The sequence below is a fragment of the Cyanobium sp. Alchichica 3B3-8F6 genome (genome assembly GCF_024346435.1).
In the GTDB taxonomy this organism is placed as follows: Bacteria; Cyanobacteriota; Cyanobacteriia; order PCC-6307; family Cyanobiaceae; genus Cyanobium_A.
In genome coordinates this window covers 1-16,038 of sequence record NZ_JAGQCZ010000018.1, presented here as the reverse complement: position 1 = coordinate 16,038, position 16,038 = coordinate 1, and the positions used below count along the sequence as shown (strand labels likewise).

The 16,038-nt window shown below is 67.3% G+C and carries 21 protein-coding genes; 13 read left to right on the top strand and 8 right to left on the bottom strand.

The window, feature by feature from the left end:
- Nucleotides 1-2 precede the first annotated feature (2 nt).
- Genes KBY65_RS12405 through KBY65_RS12390 form a run of 4 tightly spaced genes read right to left on the bottom strand, consistent with a single transcriptional unit; the run spans nucleotide 3 to nucleotide 1,986 of the window.
- Nucleotides 3-281: a hypothetical protein gene (locus tag KBY65_RS12405; protein ID WP_255001790.1), complete on the bottom strand. Its 279-nt coding sequence runs from the start codon at nucleotides 279-281 to the stop codon at nucleotides 3-5.
- Between the two features lie 23 nt (nucleotides 282-304).
- A complete protein-coding gene (locus KBY65_RS12400) occupies nucleotides 305-631 on the bottom strand; it encodes a hypothetical protein (RefSeq protein WP_094561304.1) in 327 nt (108 codons plus the stop codon).
- A gap of 5 nt (nucleotides 632-636) precedes the next feature.
- Nucleotides 637-1,017, bottom strand: a complete 381-nt coding sequence (locus KBY65_RS12395) for a YkvA family protein (protein ID WP_233128694.1) — start codon at nucleotides 1,015-1,017, stop codon at nucleotides 637-639.
- A 45-nt stretch (nucleotides 1,018-1,062) separates the two neighbouring features.
- The gene (locus tag KBY65_RS12390) at nucleotides 1,063-1,986 is read right to left on the bottom strand and encodes a sigma-70 family RNA polymerase sigma factor (RefSeq protein WP_255001789.1); all 924 of its coding nucleotides are present in this window, start codon (nucleotides 1,984-1,986) and stop codon (nucleotides 1,063-1,065) included.
- 229 nt (nucleotides 1,987-2,215) lie between these two features.
- Here KBY65_RS12390 and KBY65_RS12385 point away from each other — a divergent pair, with 229 nt between their 5' ends.
- The 3 genes from KBY65_RS12385 to KBY65_RS12375 all read left to right on the top strand — a co-directional run bounded on the left by KBY65_RS12385 (nucleotide 2,216) and on the right by KBY65_RS12375 (nucleotide 4,347).
- Nucleotides 2,216-2,707 (top strand): DUF2214 family protein, encoded by a 492-nt coding sequence (locus tag KBY65_RS12385; protein WP_094561307.1) that lies wholly within the window; start codon nucleotides 2,216-2,218, stop codon nucleotides 2,705-2,707.
- A complete protein-coding gene (locus KBY65_RS12380) occupies nucleotides 2,707-3,462 on the top strand; it encodes a peptidase (protein WP_255001788.1) in 756 nt (251 codons plus the stop codon). Before KBY65_RS12385 ends, KBY65_RS12380 begins: the two co-directional genes overlap by 1 nt.
- A 126-nt stretch (nucleotides 3,463-3,588) precedes the next feature.
- Nucleotides 3,589-4,347: a phycobilisome rod-core linker polypeptide gene (locus tag KBY65_RS12375; protein WP_255001786.1), complete on the top strand. Its 759-nt coding sequence runs from the start codon at nucleotides 3,589-3,591 to the stop codon at nucleotides 4,345-4,347.
- 8 nt (nucleotides 4,348-4,355) lie between these two features.
- Here KBY65_RS12375 and hisIE read toward each other — a convergent pair whose 3' ends face one another.
- On the bottom strand, nucleotides 4,356-5,063 hold the full coding sequence (gene hisIE, locus KBY65_RS12370; protein WP_094561309.1) for a bifunctional phosphoribosyl-AMP cyclohydrolase/phosphoribosyl-ATP diphosphatase HisIE: 708 nt from the start codon (nucleotides 5,061-5,063) through the stop codon (nucleotides 4,356-4,358).
- 38 nt (nucleotides 5,064-5,101) lie between these two features.
- On the opposite strand from hisIE, the gene KBY65_RS12365 reads away from it, so the two are divergent.
- From KBY65_RS12365 to KBY65_RS12350, 4 genes are all read left to right on the top strand, one after another.
- The gene (locus tag KBY65_RS12365) at nucleotides 5,102-5,575 is read left to right on the top strand and encodes a 6-carboxytetrahydropterin synthase (RefSeq protein ID WP_255001785.1); all 474 of its coding nucleotides are present in this window, start codon (nucleotides 5,102-5,104) and stop codon (nucleotides 5,573-5,575) included.
- A gap of 64 nt (nucleotides 5,576-5,639) precedes the next feature.
- Nucleotides 5,640-6,596 carry a permease gene (locus tag KBY65_RS12360; protein ID WP_094561311.1) on the top strand — a complete coding sequence of 319 codons (957 nt, stop codon included), beginning with the start codon at nucleotides 5,640-5,642 and terminating at the stop codon, nucleotides 6,594-6,596.
- Nucleotides 6,596-7,276 carry a TIGR03943 family putative permease subunit gene (locus KBY65_RS12355; protein ID WP_094561312.1) on the top strand — a complete coding sequence of 227 codons (681 nt, stop codon included), beginning with the start codon at nucleotides 6,596-6,598 and terminating at the stop codon, nucleotides 7,274-7,276. Before KBY65_RS12360 ends, KBY65_RS12355 begins: the two co-directional genes overlap by 1 nt.
- 13 nt (nucleotides 7,277-7,289) lie before the next feature.
- Complete coding sequence (locus tag KBY65_RS12350) at nucleotides 7,290-8,621, top strand: hypothetical protein (RefSeq protein WP_255001784.1); 1,332 nt, start codon at nucleotides 7,290-7,292, stop codon at nucleotides 8,619-8,621.
- Here KBY65_RS12350 and KBY65_RS12345 read toward each other — a convergent pair.
- Nucleotides 8,607-9,419 (bottom strand): metal ABC transporter permease, encoded by an 813-nt coding sequence (locus KBY65_RS12345; RefSeq protein WP_094561314.1) that lies wholly within the window; start codon nucleotides 9,417-9,419, stop codon nucleotides 8,607-8,609. The two genes, KBY65_RS12350 and KBY65_RS12345, sit on opposite strands and share 15 nt — an antisense overlap.
- A gap of 34 nt (nucleotides 9,420-9,453) precedes the next feature.
- On the opposite strand from KBY65_RS12345, the gene KBY65_RS12340 reads away from it, so the two are divergent.
- The gene (locus KBY65_RS12340) at nucleotides 9,454-9,855 is read left to right on the top strand and encodes a Fur family transcriptional regulator (protein ID WP_094561315.1); all 402 of its coding nucleotides are present in this window, start codon (nucleotides 9,454-9,456) and stop codon (nucleotides 9,853-9,855) included.
- 32 nt (nucleotides 9,856-9,887) lie between these two features.
- Here KBY65_RS12340 and KBY65_RS12335 read toward each other — a convergent pair whose 3' ends face one another.
- Entirely contained in the window at nucleotides 9,888-10,571 is a 684-nt protein-coding gene (locus tag KBY65_RS12335) for a metal ABC transporter ATP-binding protein (protein WP_233128698.1), read from the bottom strand.
- 207 nt (nucleotides 10,572-10,778) lie between these two features.
- On the opposite strand from KBY65_RS12335, the gene KBY65_RS12330 reads away from it, so the two are divergent.
- The 5 genes from KBY65_RS12330 (at nucleotide 10,779) to KBY65_RS12310 (ending at nucleotide 15,297) form a co-directional block, all read left to right on the top strand.
- Nucleotides 10,779-11,714, top strand: coding sequence for a metal ABC transporter substrate-binding protein (locus KBY65_RS12330; RefSeq protein WP_255001782.1), 936 nt, complete (start codon nucleotides 10,779-10,781; stop codon nucleotides 11,712-11,714).
- A gap of 91 nt (nucleotides 11,715-11,805) precedes the next feature.
- Nucleotides 11,806-13,281 carry an iron uptake porin gene (locus tag KBY65_RS12325; RefSeq protein ID WP_094561330.1) on the top strand — a complete coding sequence of 492 codons (1,476 nt, stop codon included), beginning with the start codon at nucleotides 11,806-11,808 and terminating at the stop codon, nucleotides 13,279-13,281.
- A gap of 56 nt (nucleotides 13,282-13,337) precedes the next feature.
- Nucleotides 13,338-14,441: a CobW family GTP-binding protein gene (locus tag KBY65_RS12320; RefSeq protein WP_255001781.1), complete on the top strand. Its 1,104-nt coding sequence runs from the start codon at nucleotides 13,338-13,340 to the stop codon at nucleotides 14,439-14,441.
- A 34-nt stretch (nucleotides 14,442-14,475) separates the two neighbouring features.
- Nucleotides 14,476-15,072, top strand: coding sequence for a HupE/UreJ family protein (locus KBY65_RS12315; RefSeq protein ID WP_255001780.1), 597 nt, complete (start codon nucleotides 14,476-14,478; stop codon nucleotides 15,070-15,072).
- Between the two features lie 81 nt (nucleotides 15,073-15,153).
- Complete coding sequence (locus KBY65_RS12310; protein ID WP_254987694.1) at nucleotides 15,154-15,297, top strand: hypothetical protein; 144 nt, start codon at nucleotides 15,154-15,156, stop codon at nucleotides 15,295-15,297.
- Here KBY65_RS12310 and KBY65_RS13985 read toward each other — a convergent pair.
- Entirely contained in the window at nucleotides 15,294-15,908 is a 615-nt protein-coding gene (locus KBY65_RS13985; protein WP_255001779.1) for a helix-turn-helix domain-containing protein, read from the bottom strand. The genes KBY65_RS12310 and KBY65_RS13985 overlap by 4 nt on opposite strands.
- Between the last annotated feature and the right edge of the window lie 130 nt (nucleotides 15,909-16,038).

Sequence of the window (16,038 nt, the reverse complement as noted above, 5' to 3'; positions counted from 1 at the left end):
ACCTAGTTCTTGAACTGCTCGTAAATAGGACGCGCCTGGGTGTCGCTGGGTGAGTTTTCCAGTTGGGTGTCACAGGTGATCGATCCATCCGGGCCGGTGACGCAGTTTTTGGGCTTCACCTTGGTGGAAGGCCCCACGGAACTGCCAGGTCCTACCAAGAAACTCTCGACCTGGGCCCAGGCAGGGGACACTCCAAGGCCGCAGGCCAGGCTGATCGAACCGCAGGCCGCCAGGGACGACCAGAAAGCGGTGGTGCGCGGCATCGCGGGGAAAAAGGACATCACCCCACTTTGACCTGGAAACCTCAAGGTTGTTGGTCTTGACGGATTTCCTGCAACAGCAGATCCAACTGGCCCAGGGAAGCCTCAAGCCCGGGCAGCCCAGCGTCATCCGACCCACCGGCGTCGTCCTCGCTCTGCCACAGCTCTTCCACCCGGCACAGCTGGTCGGCCAGCCCCGGCAGCCCATCGCGGCTGTAGGTGCGCTGCAGCACCTCCAGCAACACCGGCATCCGGATCGAGCCCGCCTGCAGGGCGCGCCGCAGATCCGCCTGGGTGCGCCCCGTGTGCCGCAGCCAATCCTTGAGGAAGGTCTGCAGATCCTCGAGCTCGTTGCTGGTGAGGGTGGACATCGCCGTCAGCGATCCAGGGGGAACCAACGGTCCAGTCTGCGCTGGGCCCGCAACCGAATGGCATCGGTGCGGTGGCGGGTGCAGAGGCCAAGCAGGGCCGTAAGCGCCACCAGATCATCACTGAAGCCCACAGCGGGGATGAAGTCGGGAATCAGATCGAGGGGCACCAACAGATAGGTGAGGGCCGCCAACACCGTGAGCTTGGCCGAGGCCGGCGTTTGGGGATCGAGCAGCAGCTCCAGACATTCCAGGGCTGGACGGGCCAGGGTGCGACCGGCTCGTCGCAGCAATTTGAGCAACACCGCCTCATCCACCACGGTGCTTTCCAGCACCTGGGCATCCACAGAAGCGGGATCCACGGAAGCGGCATTCACGGAATCCGTCACGGGCAGCACAGCAGCCAACCCTTCCATTCAACGCTCCAACGGGGGCTAAACAACCTCCACCAAACCGCTGTCGATGCCGGTTGTCCGCAACTTGCGCAGCGCCCGCTGCACCACTTGACGGCAATATTCGCGGCTGCACTCCAGCTGGCGGGCCACCTCAGCCAGGGTGCGCCATTCATGGCTGCCATCGAGGCCAAAGCGCAGCATCACCACGGTGCGCTCCTTGGGGGTGAGGTTGGCGCGCTCCAGCAGGGTCCACACCGTGGCCGTGCGCTCTGCCAGCTCGGCGCGCTCCATCGGCGGCAGCTCCGGGCTGGGCAACACGTCCACCAATTCGGAGGGGTCCGACTTCGACTTCACCACCCCCTGCAGACTGACGGTGATGCTGCGCAGCTCGCAGCCCAGCAGATCCTCCACCTCGGCCAAGGGCAACTGCAGGATCTGGGCCAGTTGAGACGGCCGGGGAGCCGTGCCATTGGCCTGGAGATAGCGGGCTTTGGCCGCCCGCAATTTGGTCAGTTTTTCATTCACATTCACGGGAATGCGAATGGTGCGGCTCTGGGTGGATAGGGCACGGTTGAGCCCCTGACGAATCCACCAATAGGCGTAGGTGCTGAATCGGTGGCCGCGGGTGGGGTCGTATTTCTCCACGGCTCGGGTGAGGCCCAAGGTGCCTTCCTGAATCAGATCCAACAGATCCAGGCCCTTGTTTTGATAGCGCTTGGCCAGGTTGACCACCAGCCGCAGATTGGCGGTGATCATCTGATTTTTAGCCCGTTCGCCCGTTTTGAGAGTGCGGCGCTCCAACTCGTCGAAATCGCAGGCGGGGCCGGATCCTCCGGCGTCGCGGCAGCGCTCCTGCAACTCCGCCATCGCCTGCACCTTTCGGCCCAAGGTGAGTTCCTGCTCCGGGGTCAGCAACTGATGCCGGCCGATCTCACCGAGAAAGGCGCTCAAAGAGCTCGCCATGGTTCACGCATGCAGTGAATTGAACCTAAGGGCAATGTGCAACCAGAAACCGACCAGCAGAAAAGCTTCCAACTTTCAACCTTCCTTCCCAATTTCATGCCTTGTGCGGTTTTCACAAAGGCTGCGGATTTCTCCATGCCAGCAAAGACTGCTGCATCGATCACGCCCCATGGGCCACAGCAGGGGAGCAGAGCCGGCAGTTACGGTTGCAGGCCATTGCCTCTACCCCATGTTCGGCTTTGCCGCGATCCCCCCTGATGTGCTCTCCCGGGCGGGCGTGGCCTACGTGCACTACCTGAGCTTCATGCTCTGCTTCGGCGCCCTGGTGTTGGAGCGGCGGCTGATCAAGCCCAGCCCCAGCAAAGCCGACGCCACCTTGATGGTGATCACCGATGTGGTGTACGGACTGGCGGCCCTGGCCTTGCTGGGTAGCGGCATCCTGCGGGTCCTGTACTACGGCCAGGGTTCTGAGTTCTATACCCAAAACCCGCTGTTCTGGTGGAAGGTGGGTCTCTATCTGAGCGTGGGCGGGCTGTCGCTCTACCCCACGATCACCTACATCCTCTGGGCCATTCCCCTGCGCAAGGGCGAACTACCCCAGGTGAGCGAAGCCCTGGCGAATCGCCTGGGCTGGATCCTCAACATCGAACTGGTGGGCTTTGCCCTCGTGCCCCTACTGGCCACCCTGATGGCCCGCGGTGTGGGGCTCCCGGCCGCCTGATGGGGGGCCGAGCAGCCCTTCCACTCCTGGCCGGGCTGCTCGGCGGCCTGGTCCGCGCTGCCTGGTCGGCCCCTGCGCTGCCCGATCCCTGCCCACCGCTGCAGGCGCAACGTGCCGTGGACCTCACTGAGTCGCGGCCGATGCCACCCGCTGTGCCGCCCCCCAGCCCCGCCGACTACCGCCACCTCATCAAGCCCACACCCCTGGGCTGGCCGCGCTTGAACCATTGGTGCGTCTGGATCGAGCCCGGCGCCAGCGAGGGCCCGGCAGCCCTGTGGGATAACCGCTGGCGCCAGGCGGTGGATGGGGCCCTAGCCAGCTGGCAGCAGATCCTGCCGATCACGGTGGTGGCCGACCCCGCCCGCGCCCAGGTGCAGCTCCTCCGGCGCAGACCGCGCGTGCAGAACCAGCGGGCCAGTCACGGCCGCGCCACCTTGACACTGGTAGAGGTGCAACGGGGCGCGCCGGGACAACTCGCCGGCCTATGGCAGCTCGAACCCCAGGTGACCGTGCAACTCAGCCCCGGCCAGGGCGTGCAGGCCATGCAAGCCACGGCCCTGCACGAGCTCGGCCACGCCTTCGGGCTCTGGGGCCACAGCGATCAGCCCGGCGATGCCCTCGCCGCCATCCCCGGCAGCCAGCCGGTGCTGGAGCTCAGCCCCCGCGACCGGGCGACCTTGCGCTGGCTGCAGGCCCAACCCGGGCTCAAGGGCAGCTCACCAGGAACAGCGCTGCCCCCTGATGCCTCGCGCTAAACGCTGGGGATCACCTCTCAGGTTGCGTTCTATTGCGCGGCGTAACGTTGTTTGTGATTCGGCTCGATTGGGCGAAAGCGCGCCACGGACTCACATACGTTTCGCGCTCACAGCATTCCCTGTCCGATGCCCTTGCCAATTTTAGCCACCAAACCGCTCACCAACAACGCCCGGGTGAGCAGCTTTCTGGCCCCCGGTGAGGAGACCCCGCGCCAGAGCGACACCACTTGCTTGCAGCGAGATCGGGCCGCCACCGACGCACTGATCGAGCAGGCCTACCGCCAGATCTTTTTCCATGCCTTCAAGGTGGATCGGGATGAGGTGCTGGAATCCCAGTTGCGTTCCGGCCAGATCAGCACCCGCGACTTCATCCGCCAAATGCTGCTCTCGGAGAAATTCCAGCGAGATTTCTACCGGTGCAACAGCAACTACCGGGTGGTGGAGCAGGTGGTGGGCCGGGTGCTCGGCCGCCCGGTGCATGGAAAAGCCGAACAGATCGCCTGGTCGATCGTGATCGCCGAGCAGGGGCTGCCCAAGTTTGTTGACGCCTTACTGAATTCCGACGAATACCGCGACAACTTCGGCGACAGCCTGGTGCCTTTTCAGCGCTCGCGGGTACTTCCCGGCCAGGCCGTAGGCACCATGCCCTTCAACCAGCAAGCCCCCCGCTACGACTTCTACTGGCGTGAGGCGATGGCCAGACGCGCACCCACCGGAGGATTAAACCCCTGGACAGACGGCGGCGGCTGGGCCCGCCCAGCCTGGCTGGAAGGCCAGCCCACACCAAAGGTTCAAGCTATCTGGCAATACACCGTGGCTACCGGAGGCTTCGTGCTCACCGGCCTGGTGATCTGGATTGCTGCGGCCATGCTCAGCACAGGCTAAGGCGGTCCTCAGCCCCGCCGGGGGGCGCCGCGGCGGGCTGCCAACACCTGCTGCACCTGGCGCCAACTGACGCCGTGGTGGGCCAGGGCCACCTGCAGGTGGAAGACGATGTCGGCCGCTTCACCGGCGATCTCGGCGGCGTTGGCGTCCTTGCAGGCCATCACGAATTCGGCGCTCTCCTCGCCGATCTTTTTAAGGATGCGGTTGTCGCCCCCCTCCAGGAGCTTGTTGGTGTAGCTGCCGGGCTCGGGATGGTCGCGGCGCCCCTCGATCACACGCATCAGCTCGGTGCACACATCGGCCGGCGGCGGCGCAGCCGCTGGGCCTCCGGCTGTGGGCGCGGGGCCGTCGTCGTAGAAGCAGCTGCGGGCACCGGTGTGGCAGGCCACATCGCCGCGCTGCTCAATGGTGAGCAGCAGCACATCGGCGTCGCAGTCGTAGCGCAGACCTTTGAGGCTTTGAAAGTGGCCGCTGGTGGCGCCCTTGTGCCACAGCTCCTGCCGCGAGCGGCTCCAGTAGTGCACCTCACCGCTGGCCAGGGTGCGCTCGATCGCCTCGCGGTTCATCCAGGCCACCATCAGCACGGCACCATCGAGCCAGTCCTGGGCCACGGCGGGGATCAGGCCGGCCTCGTTGAACTGCAGGCTCGCGAGCAGTGCGGCTGTGGATCCGGGATCCGGGGCCTGAAATGATGCCTTCACGGGCTGCCAATCCATCGATCCCGATTCTCCCGCACCACTCGCTGTCCCAGGGGATGACCGCCGCCTTCACCTGCTCGAAGACCTTCAGTGGGTATCCCTGCTGCCACCGCCAGTGGCGCCACCCGGGCCACTGCCGCTTCGTGCATGGCTACAGCCGCAGCTTCACCTGCTGGTTTAAAGCCACCGCCCTCGATGCCCACGGCTTCGTGGTGGATTTCTCCAGCCTCAGCTCCCTGCAGGCCCAGCTGGCCGAGCAATTCGACCACACCTTTCTGGTGAATGCCGACGACCCACTGCTGGAGCAGTGGCAGGCCCTGCACGACCAGGGCGCCCTCGACCTGCGGGTGATGGACAACGTGGGCATGGAAGCCAGTGCCCAGCTGGTGTGGAGCTGGGCCAACGCCTTGCTGCAGGCCCGGGATGGGGGACGCACCTGCTGCTGGAAGGTGGAGGCCCGCGAAAACGAGAAAAACGCCGCCTGCTACACGGCGGTGCCGGAGTGGTTCGGGGCCACTCCAGGCGGCTGAGCCGGCCGGCAAGGCAGATCCGCCGCATCTATGCCAGGGTCAGCGGGCCTTCCCCAAGCCAACCTTGGAGCGACTGGCCACCGCCTGGGCCATTTTTCAGGGGCTGCTGATTGAGGCCCTGCCGTTTCTGCTGATCGGGGTGGGCATCGCCAGCCTGGCCCGCTGGCTCGCCCCCGGTGGCGCCTGGCTGCGCAAGCTGCCGCGCGATCCCCTGCTGGGTCCGCTCACTGGCGCCGCCCTGGGTTTTGCCCTGCCGGCCTGTGAGTGCGGCAACGTGCCGGTGGCGCGGCGGCTGCTCGCCGGCGGTGCCCCCCTGGGCACGGCCCTGGGCTTTCTATTCGCCGCTCCGGTGCTGAACCCGATCGTGCTGGCCAGCACCTGGGCCGCTTTCCCCAACCAACCCTGGCTGCTGGCAGCCCGGCCCGCCGGTGCCCTGCTCCTGGCCCTGCTGCTGGCGAGCGTGCTGCGGCTGCTGCCCGAAACGGCCCTGCTCGATCCGGTGCTGCTGGAGGAGCGGCGGCTGAGCCAACCGCTGGCGGAGGTGGGACTGCTGGAGCGTCGCACTGGCTTAGTGGGAGCCGTGAGCCCCCCGCCGCTGCCGGCCAAGCCGACCCGCCCGCCGCTGCAGGAGGTGCTGCAGCAAGGCAGCCGCGAGTTTCTGGATCTGGCGGCGCTGCTGGTGCTGGGCTGCGTCATCGCCGCCACGGTGCAGACCCTGCTGCCCCGCAGCTGGTTGCTGGCGGTGGGGGGAGCCCCGACCCTGTCGGTGCTGAGCCTGATGCTGCTGGCGGTGGTGGTGTCGGTGTGCTCCAGCGTGGATGCCTTCCTGGCCCTGGGCTTTGCCGCCCAGATCACCCCCGGGGCCCTGCTGGCCTTTCTGGTGCTGGGGCCCGTGGTGGATCTGAAGCTGCTGGGCCTGTTCCGGGTGCTGCTCCAGCCCAGGGCCATCGCCATCACCGCCGCGGCCGCCACCGTGGCCGTGCTGGTGCTGGGCCAGTGGGTCAACCTGGTGCTGCTGTGATGCGCGCCCTCGCCCTGGCCCTGTGGGGAGCGGTGCTGCTGGGGAGCACCCTCAGCGGGCGGCTGGATCTGCTGCTCAACGGCGTCTTCCACCCGCTGGTGGGCCTGAGCGGCGTAGCCCTGCTGGTGTTCGCCGGGTTGGTGCTGAAGGCCGACCGCGACCTGGCCATGGGTCCGGGTCGGCGGCTGTCCACGCCGCGGGCCACCCAGCTGGCCTTGGGGCTGAGCATCGCCGTCGCCCTGCTGGTGCTGGCGATCCCACCCAACCCCTCCTTCAGCGATCTGGCCGCCAACCGCCCGGCCGAGCTGGGCGAGGAGGCGGAGCTGAGCTTCGTGCTGCCGCCGGCCCAGCGCACCCTCACCGATTGGGTGCGGCTGCTGCGCAGCCAGCCCGATCCCAGCCTCTACGCGGGGGATCCGGTGCGCATCAGCGGATTTGTGTGGCCCCAGGACAACGACCAACCCCAGCTGGCCCGGCTGCTCGTGCGCTGCTGCCTGGCCGATGCCACGCCGGTGGGGCTGCCCATGCGCTGGCCGGCGGGCCAGAAGCCCAGGGCCGATCAATGGCTGGCGGTGCAGGGAACCATGGCGATGGAGGAGCACAACGGCCAGACCCGCAGCGTGGTGGTGGCCGAGCAGATCAGGCCGATCCCCCGGCCCCGCCGGCCCCTCGAACCGTGAGCAGGGGAGAGCCATGAACCAGGCCACGAAACGGGTGCTGCTGCTGTTGGCGGGCGGGCTCGGCCTGGCAGCCCTGCAGCAACAACTGCTGCTGCGGCGCCCACCCCGGCTGCTGGAGCTCCAAGCCTTCAGCGCCAGTTCGGGGCCGGCGGCCCTGGATCTGCGCTTCAGCCGGCCGATGCTGCGCGCCAGCCTCGAGCGCGACAGTGCCCTCAAACCACCGCTGGCCTGGCGCTGGCTGGGGGAGGGCAACCCCCTGCGCCTGCTGCTGCGGCCGGGTCAAACGATCCCCGGGCCCCTAACGCTCCTGCTGGCCGGCGTCGACCGCCGCAACCTGCCCCTGCCACGGCAGCGCTGGCGCTGGGACCCCCGGCCGCGGCTGCTGGCGGTGGTGCCGGTGCCCGGCGGCGAGCAGTTGCAGCTGCAACGGCGCGATGGAAGCTGGCAGCCGCTGACGCCGGTGTGGCCCCAGCTGGCCCAGGTGATGCCGCTCGGCAACGGCTCCGGGGTGGCCCTGCTCAGCGGCAACGACCAGGGCTCCCATCAGCTGTGGCTGCTGCCGCTGCAGCAACGCAATCTGGTGCGGGCACCCCAGACGCTCTCCGAACCCCGGCCCGGCCAACTCCAGCCGCTCAGCAGCGCCCCCCTGCTGTTTGCCCACCTGAGCAGCAACCAGCGGGGCGATCTGCTGGTGCAGTCGGCCACCGCAGCATTGGATCCAGGCAGCACTGTGCTGCGCCGCGTGCAGGGGGGAGAGGTTGCCATCCCCCAAAGCGCCACCGGGCCCATGCAGCTGCTGCCGGAGGGGGGAGGGCTGGTGGTGCCCGAACTGGAGGGACTGACCCTCCACAACCTGCCGGGGCAGCCCAGCCGGCGCCAGGTGCTGCCGGGGAGCCGGGAACTCAGCAGCTTCTGCCCCGTGAGCGGCCGCGCCCTGCTGGTGCGCCACTGGCCCGACTACCGGCGCTCCTTGGAGCTGGTGGAACCCGGCCAGCCGCCGCGGCAACTCTGGATCGGCGGGGAAGCCGTGCTGGCCAGTGCCTGCGACCGGGGCGGCGAGCGGGTGTGGCTGGTGGTCAGCGACTGGGCCCGGGGATCGCACCCCCAGCTATTGGCCCTGGATCGCCGCGGCCAGCTGCTGCAGCAACGCCCGCTGACGGGCTGGGAGGTGGAGCCCGGTGCCCCGTTGCTGTTTGATCCCAGCAGTCAACAGCTGCTGCTCACCCTGCGCTCCAGGGCCCGGGCCACTGAGGCGGCCCAGCCCGTGCTGATCGAGGCGACCACGCTGGAGCTGCGCCCGCAGGCTAAGCCGGTTCGACTGGCCCTGTGGCTACCCGCGGGCTGAAAGCCACTGGGCCTGCAGGGCTGCGATCGGCAACAGCCCCATGCAGAGCACGCCGATCAGGGGGCCCGGCGGCAGGTTGATCGCCGGCTGGATCGCCAACAGAAATCCTGCGCCACTGAGGACCAACCCCACCAGGGCCGAGCGCCCCAGGGCCTGGCGCAGGCTGGTGGCCCCAGCGAGGGCCACCAGGGCCGGGGCGCCCATGAGGGCAATCACGAGCACCACCCCCACCGCCGTCATGGCACTCACCACCGTGAAGGCGGTCACCAGGGTGAGCAGCAGCCGCAGCCGCTGCACCGGCAGGCCAGCGCTGGCGGCACCGAGAGGATCGACCCCGAGATACACGTAGTGGTGGTAGCGCCAGGCCAGCAGCAGGAGCACCGCGGCCAGGGCCAGCAGGCTGCGCAGCAGATCGATCGGCCCGGCCGCCAGCAGGTCGCCGAACAGCACCGCCTCCAGATCCACCCGGATGTGCAACAGGGGAATCAACAGCACCCCCAGCCCCAGAAAGCCAGCCAGCACCGTGTTGAGCACGGCCTCATCGCCGGCCTGGCCCGGGCGATCCCGGCGGCTCAGGCGCTCCGCCAACAGGGCGCCGGTCACGCCGCTGATCACCCCGCCCAGGCCGGGATCGAGCCGCAGGGCCACCGCCAGGGCCAGGCCCGGCAGCACCGCGTGGGACACGAGGTTGGCCAGAAACAGCCGCCGCTGCACCAACAGCAGGGTGCCGGCCAGGGGACAGAGGGCGCCGATCACCAGGGCCAGCAACAGAGGCAGCAGCCACCAGAGAGTCTCCATAGGATCAGCGCACCCCGCCGCAGCCTGTCCGGCCATGTCCACCCAGGTTGCCGCCCCAAGCGACCGCCAGCAGCTCTTGTTGACCGCATTGCGCCAGGCCAGCCGGGAGCTCTCCGGCCAGGACCTGCACGCCCTGCTGCGCCAGGGTCCCCAACCGATGGGCCTGGCGACGGTGTACCGGCACCTGCGCCAGTTGCAGCAGCGGGGCCTGATTCGCTGTCGCCACCTGCCCAGCGGCGAGGCCCTGTTCGCACCCACCGAGCGCGATGAGCACCACCTCACCTGCGTCGATTGCGGCACCAGCGTGGTGTTGGAGCAGTGCCCCATGCACAACGTGTCGCTGAAGGGCGAGCAGGCCGCCGGCTTCCAGCTGCTGTTCCATACCCTGGAATTCTTTGGGCTCTGCCGCGCCTGCCAGGAACGCCAGAGCGCCTAGCCGCAGCACTGGCCTAACCGCAGCTGGGTGGCTCAGCCGCAGCAGTGGTTGCCCACCTGCAGATCGCCCAGGGCATGGCGCACCTGCTGGGGGGTGCCGTCGGCGAGCAGGCCGCGATCGAGCACCAGCACCCGGTCGTAGGCGTCGAGGTCGAGGCCCCAGTCGTGACTGCTCACCAGCAGGGTGAGGCCGGCATCGCGCAGCTGCCCCATCACCTTCAGCAGCTCCGTGCGGGAGGGGGGATCGATGGCGGCGCAGGGCTCATCGAGCAACAGCACCCGGGCTGGCTGCACCAGCGTGCGGGCCAGCAGAGCCCGCTGCTGCTGGCCACCCGATAGCTGATCCAGGCGCCGGCCTGCCAAGCCCGCCAGGCCCACCCGCTGCAGGGCCGCCTCCACATCGCAACAGCCGGGCCGCTGGGCCGCCATCCGCCCCAGGGCCACCAGCTCGCGCACGGTGATCGGGAAATGCCAGGCGATTTCGCCGCGCTGGGGCATCAGGGCCAACTGCTGCCGCACCAGGGCGGGCGTCAGAGCCGCTCCGTCCAGCCGAATGGTGCCGGCCGCGATCGGCAGTTGCCCCTCCAGGGCCTGCAGCAGGGTGCTCTTACCGGCTCCATTGGGGCCCACCAGGGCCGTGAGGGTGCCGCGCTCGAGGGCAAAGCTCACCCCATCGAGGGCCAGCTCGCCGCCGCGGCGCACCTGCAGCTGGCTCACCTCTAGGGACACCGAATCGCCACAGGGTCCCCAACGCTAACGAGACGCCCCGACCCGGCCGCACTGAGAACCATTACGTTCAAGTTTGCTGTTGCGGCCGGTCAGCGCTGCCACGTCATGCCGATCAAGCCTCAAGAAGCGCCCGTGCATCCACGCACTGCACGCCCAGCTTTGGCGGGGGCAACAGCGGCTGGGGCTGGAGCTGACATGGCCCTCGCCCTTGCCGGCTGCGGAGCCCCTCCGCCTGCCGAAGTGATTGCCGGCGATGGCGTGCTCTGTGACATCACCCAGCGCCTGGCCGCAGACGACCTGCGGGTGAGCTGCCTGCTGCAACCGAGTGACGACCCCCACCAGTTCCGACTGACACCACAGCAGAGCCGCGAACTCAGCCAGGCCCAGCTGGTGCTGATCAATGGGTATGGCCTCACCCCCTCCTTAGCCGGCCAGAGCAAGGCGGTGGCGGTGGCCGAGCGGGCCGTCCCGGGGAGCCCCGAGCTCAAAGCGCTGCAGGACAGCCACGGCGACCACCATGAGGAAGGAGGGCACGATCACGGCGATCGGGATCCCCATGTGTGGCACGACCCCAGCCAGGCCAGCGCCATGGTGCAGCTGGTGGCCCAGCAGCTCGAGCAGCTCAAACCTGCGGCCCGCCCCCGCATCGCCGCCCGGGCACGGGCGATGACGGCCGTGCTCGGCCAGCTCGACCGCTGGAACCGCCAGCAGCTGGACACAATCCCCGCCCCCCGGCCCCAGGCCAGCGGGCACCGCGCCTTCGCCAGCCTGGGGCGGGCCTACGGGCTCCAGGAGCTGCCCCTGGTCGACTCGATGAGCAGCAGCGACAACCTCCGGCCCCAGGCCTTCCAGGCCGTGGTGAAGCAGCTCAAACAGGAGCAGGTTCCGATGCTGTTCAGCGAACAACTGCCGCCCAGCAAAGCGCTGCAACGCATCAGCGCCCTCAGCGGCGTTCCCCTATCGGCCGAGCCCTTGGTGGCCGACGGCCTGGCTCTGGCAGGCGATGGCTCCGCCACCAGCCTGGTGGCCACCCTCAGCGCCAACACCTGCCTGATCGTGAATGGCCTCGGAGGTCGCTGCGACCGAGCCAGCCAAGAGGCTCTGATCGAAAGCTGGCAGGCGATTCGCTGAAGCAAGGCCGGAATCAGGCAGGAATGAGAATCGTTATCATCCTCGGGCAACTCTGCTGGGCTGCAATCCGCAACCCTTGGTGACCAAGCAAATGGCATCGATCCGACAAGGTCTGACTGCAACGGCAGTCCTGGGCCTGCTGACACCCGTCGCGGCTGCAGCAACCGAGCTCAACCTTGAGCGCGTCAACCATTACGCGCGCAGCCAGGAGCAGGTCACCAGCATTGGCCAGTTCTCCGATCTGCGCCCCACCGACTGGGCGTACCAGGCCCTCAGCAACTTGATCGAGCGCTATGGCTGCGTAGCCGGCTACCCCGATGGCACGTTCCGCGGAGGCCGTTCCATGACCCGCTTCGAGGCCGCCGCCCTGCTCAACGCCTGCCTCGATCGCATCACGGACGTCACCGACGATCTCAAGCGCCTGATGGCCGAGTTCGAGAAGGAACTGGCCGTGCTCAAGGGCCGCGTCGATGGCCTGGAAGCCAAAGCGGGCGAACTCGAGGCCACCCAATTTTCCACCACCACCAAACTTTCTGGCCTGGCCACCTTTGTGGTGGGTGGGGTGAGCAACAACCCCGCCGGTGAGCAGGTCACGTTCAACTACGACGTGCAGCTCAACCTCGACACCAGCTTCACCGGCAAGGATCTGCTGCGCACGGTGCTGCGGGCCGGCAACTTCGATGGAGAACGCAATGCCTTCGGTGGCGGGCTCTCCACCTTGGAGATCGCATTCCAAGAGGAGGGTGGCCCCGATGTGCTGGGCATCGACAAGCTCTTCTACCAATTCCCAATCGGCAGCCAGTTCACCGCCACCTTCGGCGGCCGGGTGGGCCAGGAAGACATGCTCGCCCTCTGGCCCAGCGCCTATCCCAGCGACACGATCCTCAACGCCCTCACCCTCAACGGTGCACCCCTGGCTTACAACAAAAACCTCGGCCCCGGCTTGGGTCTCTGGTGGCAAGACAACGGCTTGAGCGTGAGCGTTAATTACGTCGCCGCCAACGCAGCCGATTCCAGCCAGGGCCTGTTCACCAGCACCTCAGCCGGCACCAGCACCGTGCAGCTGGGCTATGGCCAGGAGAACTGGGGCCTTGCGGCGATTTACTCCTATCTCAATGGCGGCGTGGGTGTGCCCGGCGCCACACCCTTTATCACCGCCGAGATTGAAGGGTTCGGGGCCAGCACCAATGCCTTCGGCATCAGCGGCTTCTGGCAGCCGGCCGAGGGTGGCTGGATCCCGTCGATCAGCGCCGGCTACGGCCTCAACCGCAGCTCAGGCACGAATCTGCGCACCAGCCAGTCGTGGATGGTGGGCCTGCAATGGAGCGATGTGCTGGCGGAAGGCAACAGCTTTGGCATGGGTGTGGGCCAGCCGGCCTTTGCCACAGCCACCCGCAACGGGGCCGACACGGAGAAGGGCGTCTGGGCCTGGGAATGGTGGTACCAGTGGCAGGTGACCGATGCCATCTCAGTGACCCCGGCGATCTTCTACCTCAACAACCCGGGCGGAAATCAGGGGGGCGGTAATCAGGTCGGTGCCCTGATCAAAACCAGCTTCCAGTTCTGAGCCAGGGGCGATCCTGCCCTTCCTAAGGTCCAATTCTCTCGGCAGCTCCCGATTCGATGACCGCCAGCGCCAGCCCCGCCCCCACGGCCAGTCCCACGGGCTTGCCGGTAACGATCCTCACCGGCTTTCTGGGGGCTGGGAAAACCACCTTGCTGAACCACATCCTCAGCAACCAGCAGGGCCTGAAAACGGCGGTGCTGGTGAATGAATTCGGGGAAATCGGCATCGACAACGACCTGATCGTCGCCACTGGCGACGACATGGTGGAGCTGAGCAACGGCTGCATCTGCTGCTCGATCAACGGCGAGTTGCTCGAAGCGGTGTATCGGATCCTGGATCGCCCCGAGCCGGTCGACTACCTGGTGGTGGAGACCACCGGCCTGGCTGACCCGCTGCCGGTGGCCATGACCTTCCTGGGCAGCGACCTGCGCGATGCCACCCGGCTCGACTCGATCATCACCCTGGTGGATGCGGAGAACTTCAGCGACGAGCTGCTGGAGGGCGAGGTGGCCCGGGCCCAGATCGTGTACAGCGACATGCTGCTGCTCAACAAGTGCGACCTGGTGGCCGAAGAGCGGCTGAACGCCCTGGAAGAGCAGCTGCGCAGCATCAAAACCGACGCCCGCATCCTGCGGTCGGTGAACGGTGAGGTGCCCCTGCCGCTATTGCTGAGCGTGGGCCTGTTCGAGAGCGACAAAATCGTTGCCGAGCAGCAACGCACGGCGCAAGAAGACCACAGCGCCTGCGACCACGAGCACGGCCACTGCGAACACGAGCACGAACACGATCACAGCCACGCGCACAACCACGATCACGATCACAGCCACGCCGACCATCCCGACCACGCCGCGATCGAGGGCTTCACCTCCCTGTCGTTTGCGGCGGAAGGCCCCTTTGCCCTGCGCAAATTCCAGAACTTCCTCGACAACCAATTGCCGGCGGAAGTGTTTCGGGCCAAGGGCATCCTCTGGTTCAACGAGAGCGAGCGGCGGCATGTGTTCCACCTGGCCGGCAAGCGCTTCTCGATCGACGACTCCGACTGGCCCGACGCCACCCGCAAAAACCAGATCGTGCTGATCGGCAAAAACCTCGACCACGACGCGCTGCGCCGCCAGCTCCAGGTGTGCGTTGCCAAAGATTCCGGCAAGGGCCTCGCCTGAGCGGGATACTGAATCTGAGGCCTTCGCCATCGTCATGCCCCCCTCCTCCCTCCGCCAACTGGCTCCCGCCGCCGCTGCCGGCCTGGCCTTGAGCCTGCTTTCCGCCCTACCCGCGGGGGGCCATGGCCTCGCCTCTGGCGGTCTGGTCGCCGGAGCCAGCCACCCCCTGCTGGGCGTCGACCACCTGTTGCTACTGGTGGGCGTGGGTGGTGCCGCCGCCCTGGCGGGCCCCTCTCTGCTGCTGGTCTCCCTGGCTGCAGCGGTGGTCGGATCCCTGTTCGGCGCCTTCGGCGGCAGCCTGCCCGCTGCGGAAGTGCTGGCCGCCCTCACGGTGTCGGGGATCGGGCTCGCCCTGCTGGCACGCCAGCGCAGCCACCAGTTGGACGGCCAGGGGGTACTGACCGTGGTGCTGGCGGTTGGCGTGGCCGTCCACGCCATGCTGCACGGCCAGGAAGCCGGCGGCAGCGCCTCCGAGCTGCTCGGCTGGTGGATCGGGGCGGCCCTGGCCTCCACCGCGGTTGTAGGCACTACTTTTGCTGTGCTGCGCAAGAGCAAGCCCGCCTGGGGCCTGGCCCTGGCCGCAGGCCTCACCCTTGGCGGCGGGCTGCTCGCCCTGGCTCCGCTGGTGTAAAAACCGCCCCAAAACCAGCCACCCTCGCTACAGCACCCCCTTGCCGACCTGGCTACGGTTGAATGAGCCAATCTGAACGCCATGGCCGAGCTCATCCTCTTCACGGGCGTCCTCGCTCTGTTCGGCCTGGCCTTCTGGCTCACCACCGACTCCGATGACGACAACGGCGGCGGTGGTTTGATGCAGCCGGTGCTCGTGCCCGTGCGTGTCCGGCGCAGCCGCTAGGCCAGCGTCAGAATATCGGGTTGAAACAACCAGCCAGGCTGGGCGAGGTGATCCCGCAAATGCCCAGATTGGCGCAATTGCTGCAGCGCTCGCGTTGCCGTTGGGCGCGTTGAACCGATCAACTCGGCCAATCGCCCATGGGACAGGCAAAACGGCAGCCAATACCCTTGGCCAATCCTGCACCCGTGGTGCCAGATCAGCGCCTGAAATAGAACCTGTAGACGCCGATCCGCCTGGGGTTGACTGCGTAGCCGTAACAGCCTCAGCATCCAATCGCTGATCAAATCGTCGCCGAACCCGAGATTATCTGGCAGATCACGCCAGACCACCGAGAGATCCGTCAGCGCCTCCAGACAGCCTGCGCAACCGGCGGGGATCCGAATCAACTGCACATCGCCAGGGCCAACAAAGGCCAATGTGAGTTCTGAATCGGACAACCGGCCAAAACCACTGGTGATGGAAAGTTGCAGCCAGCTGCCCGACGTGTCTGTGGACAACAGCACCGATTGACCGACGTTGATCTGCACAACACATCCATGGCAGGGCGTCTGCGTTCCAACAGCGCAATCCCATGATGCAAGTACGCGAAGGGCTAAAAAGGCAATGCTCACCAACGGTAGCGCCCCTCCGAGTGGTGTAACTCAGGAGGTCCTGTGACCCTTTCCGGAGGGTGAACAGGAGCAGTCAAGAGATGACTGCTTGGAAGCTGATTGCGCAGCTCCATTCATCCACTATGAACCC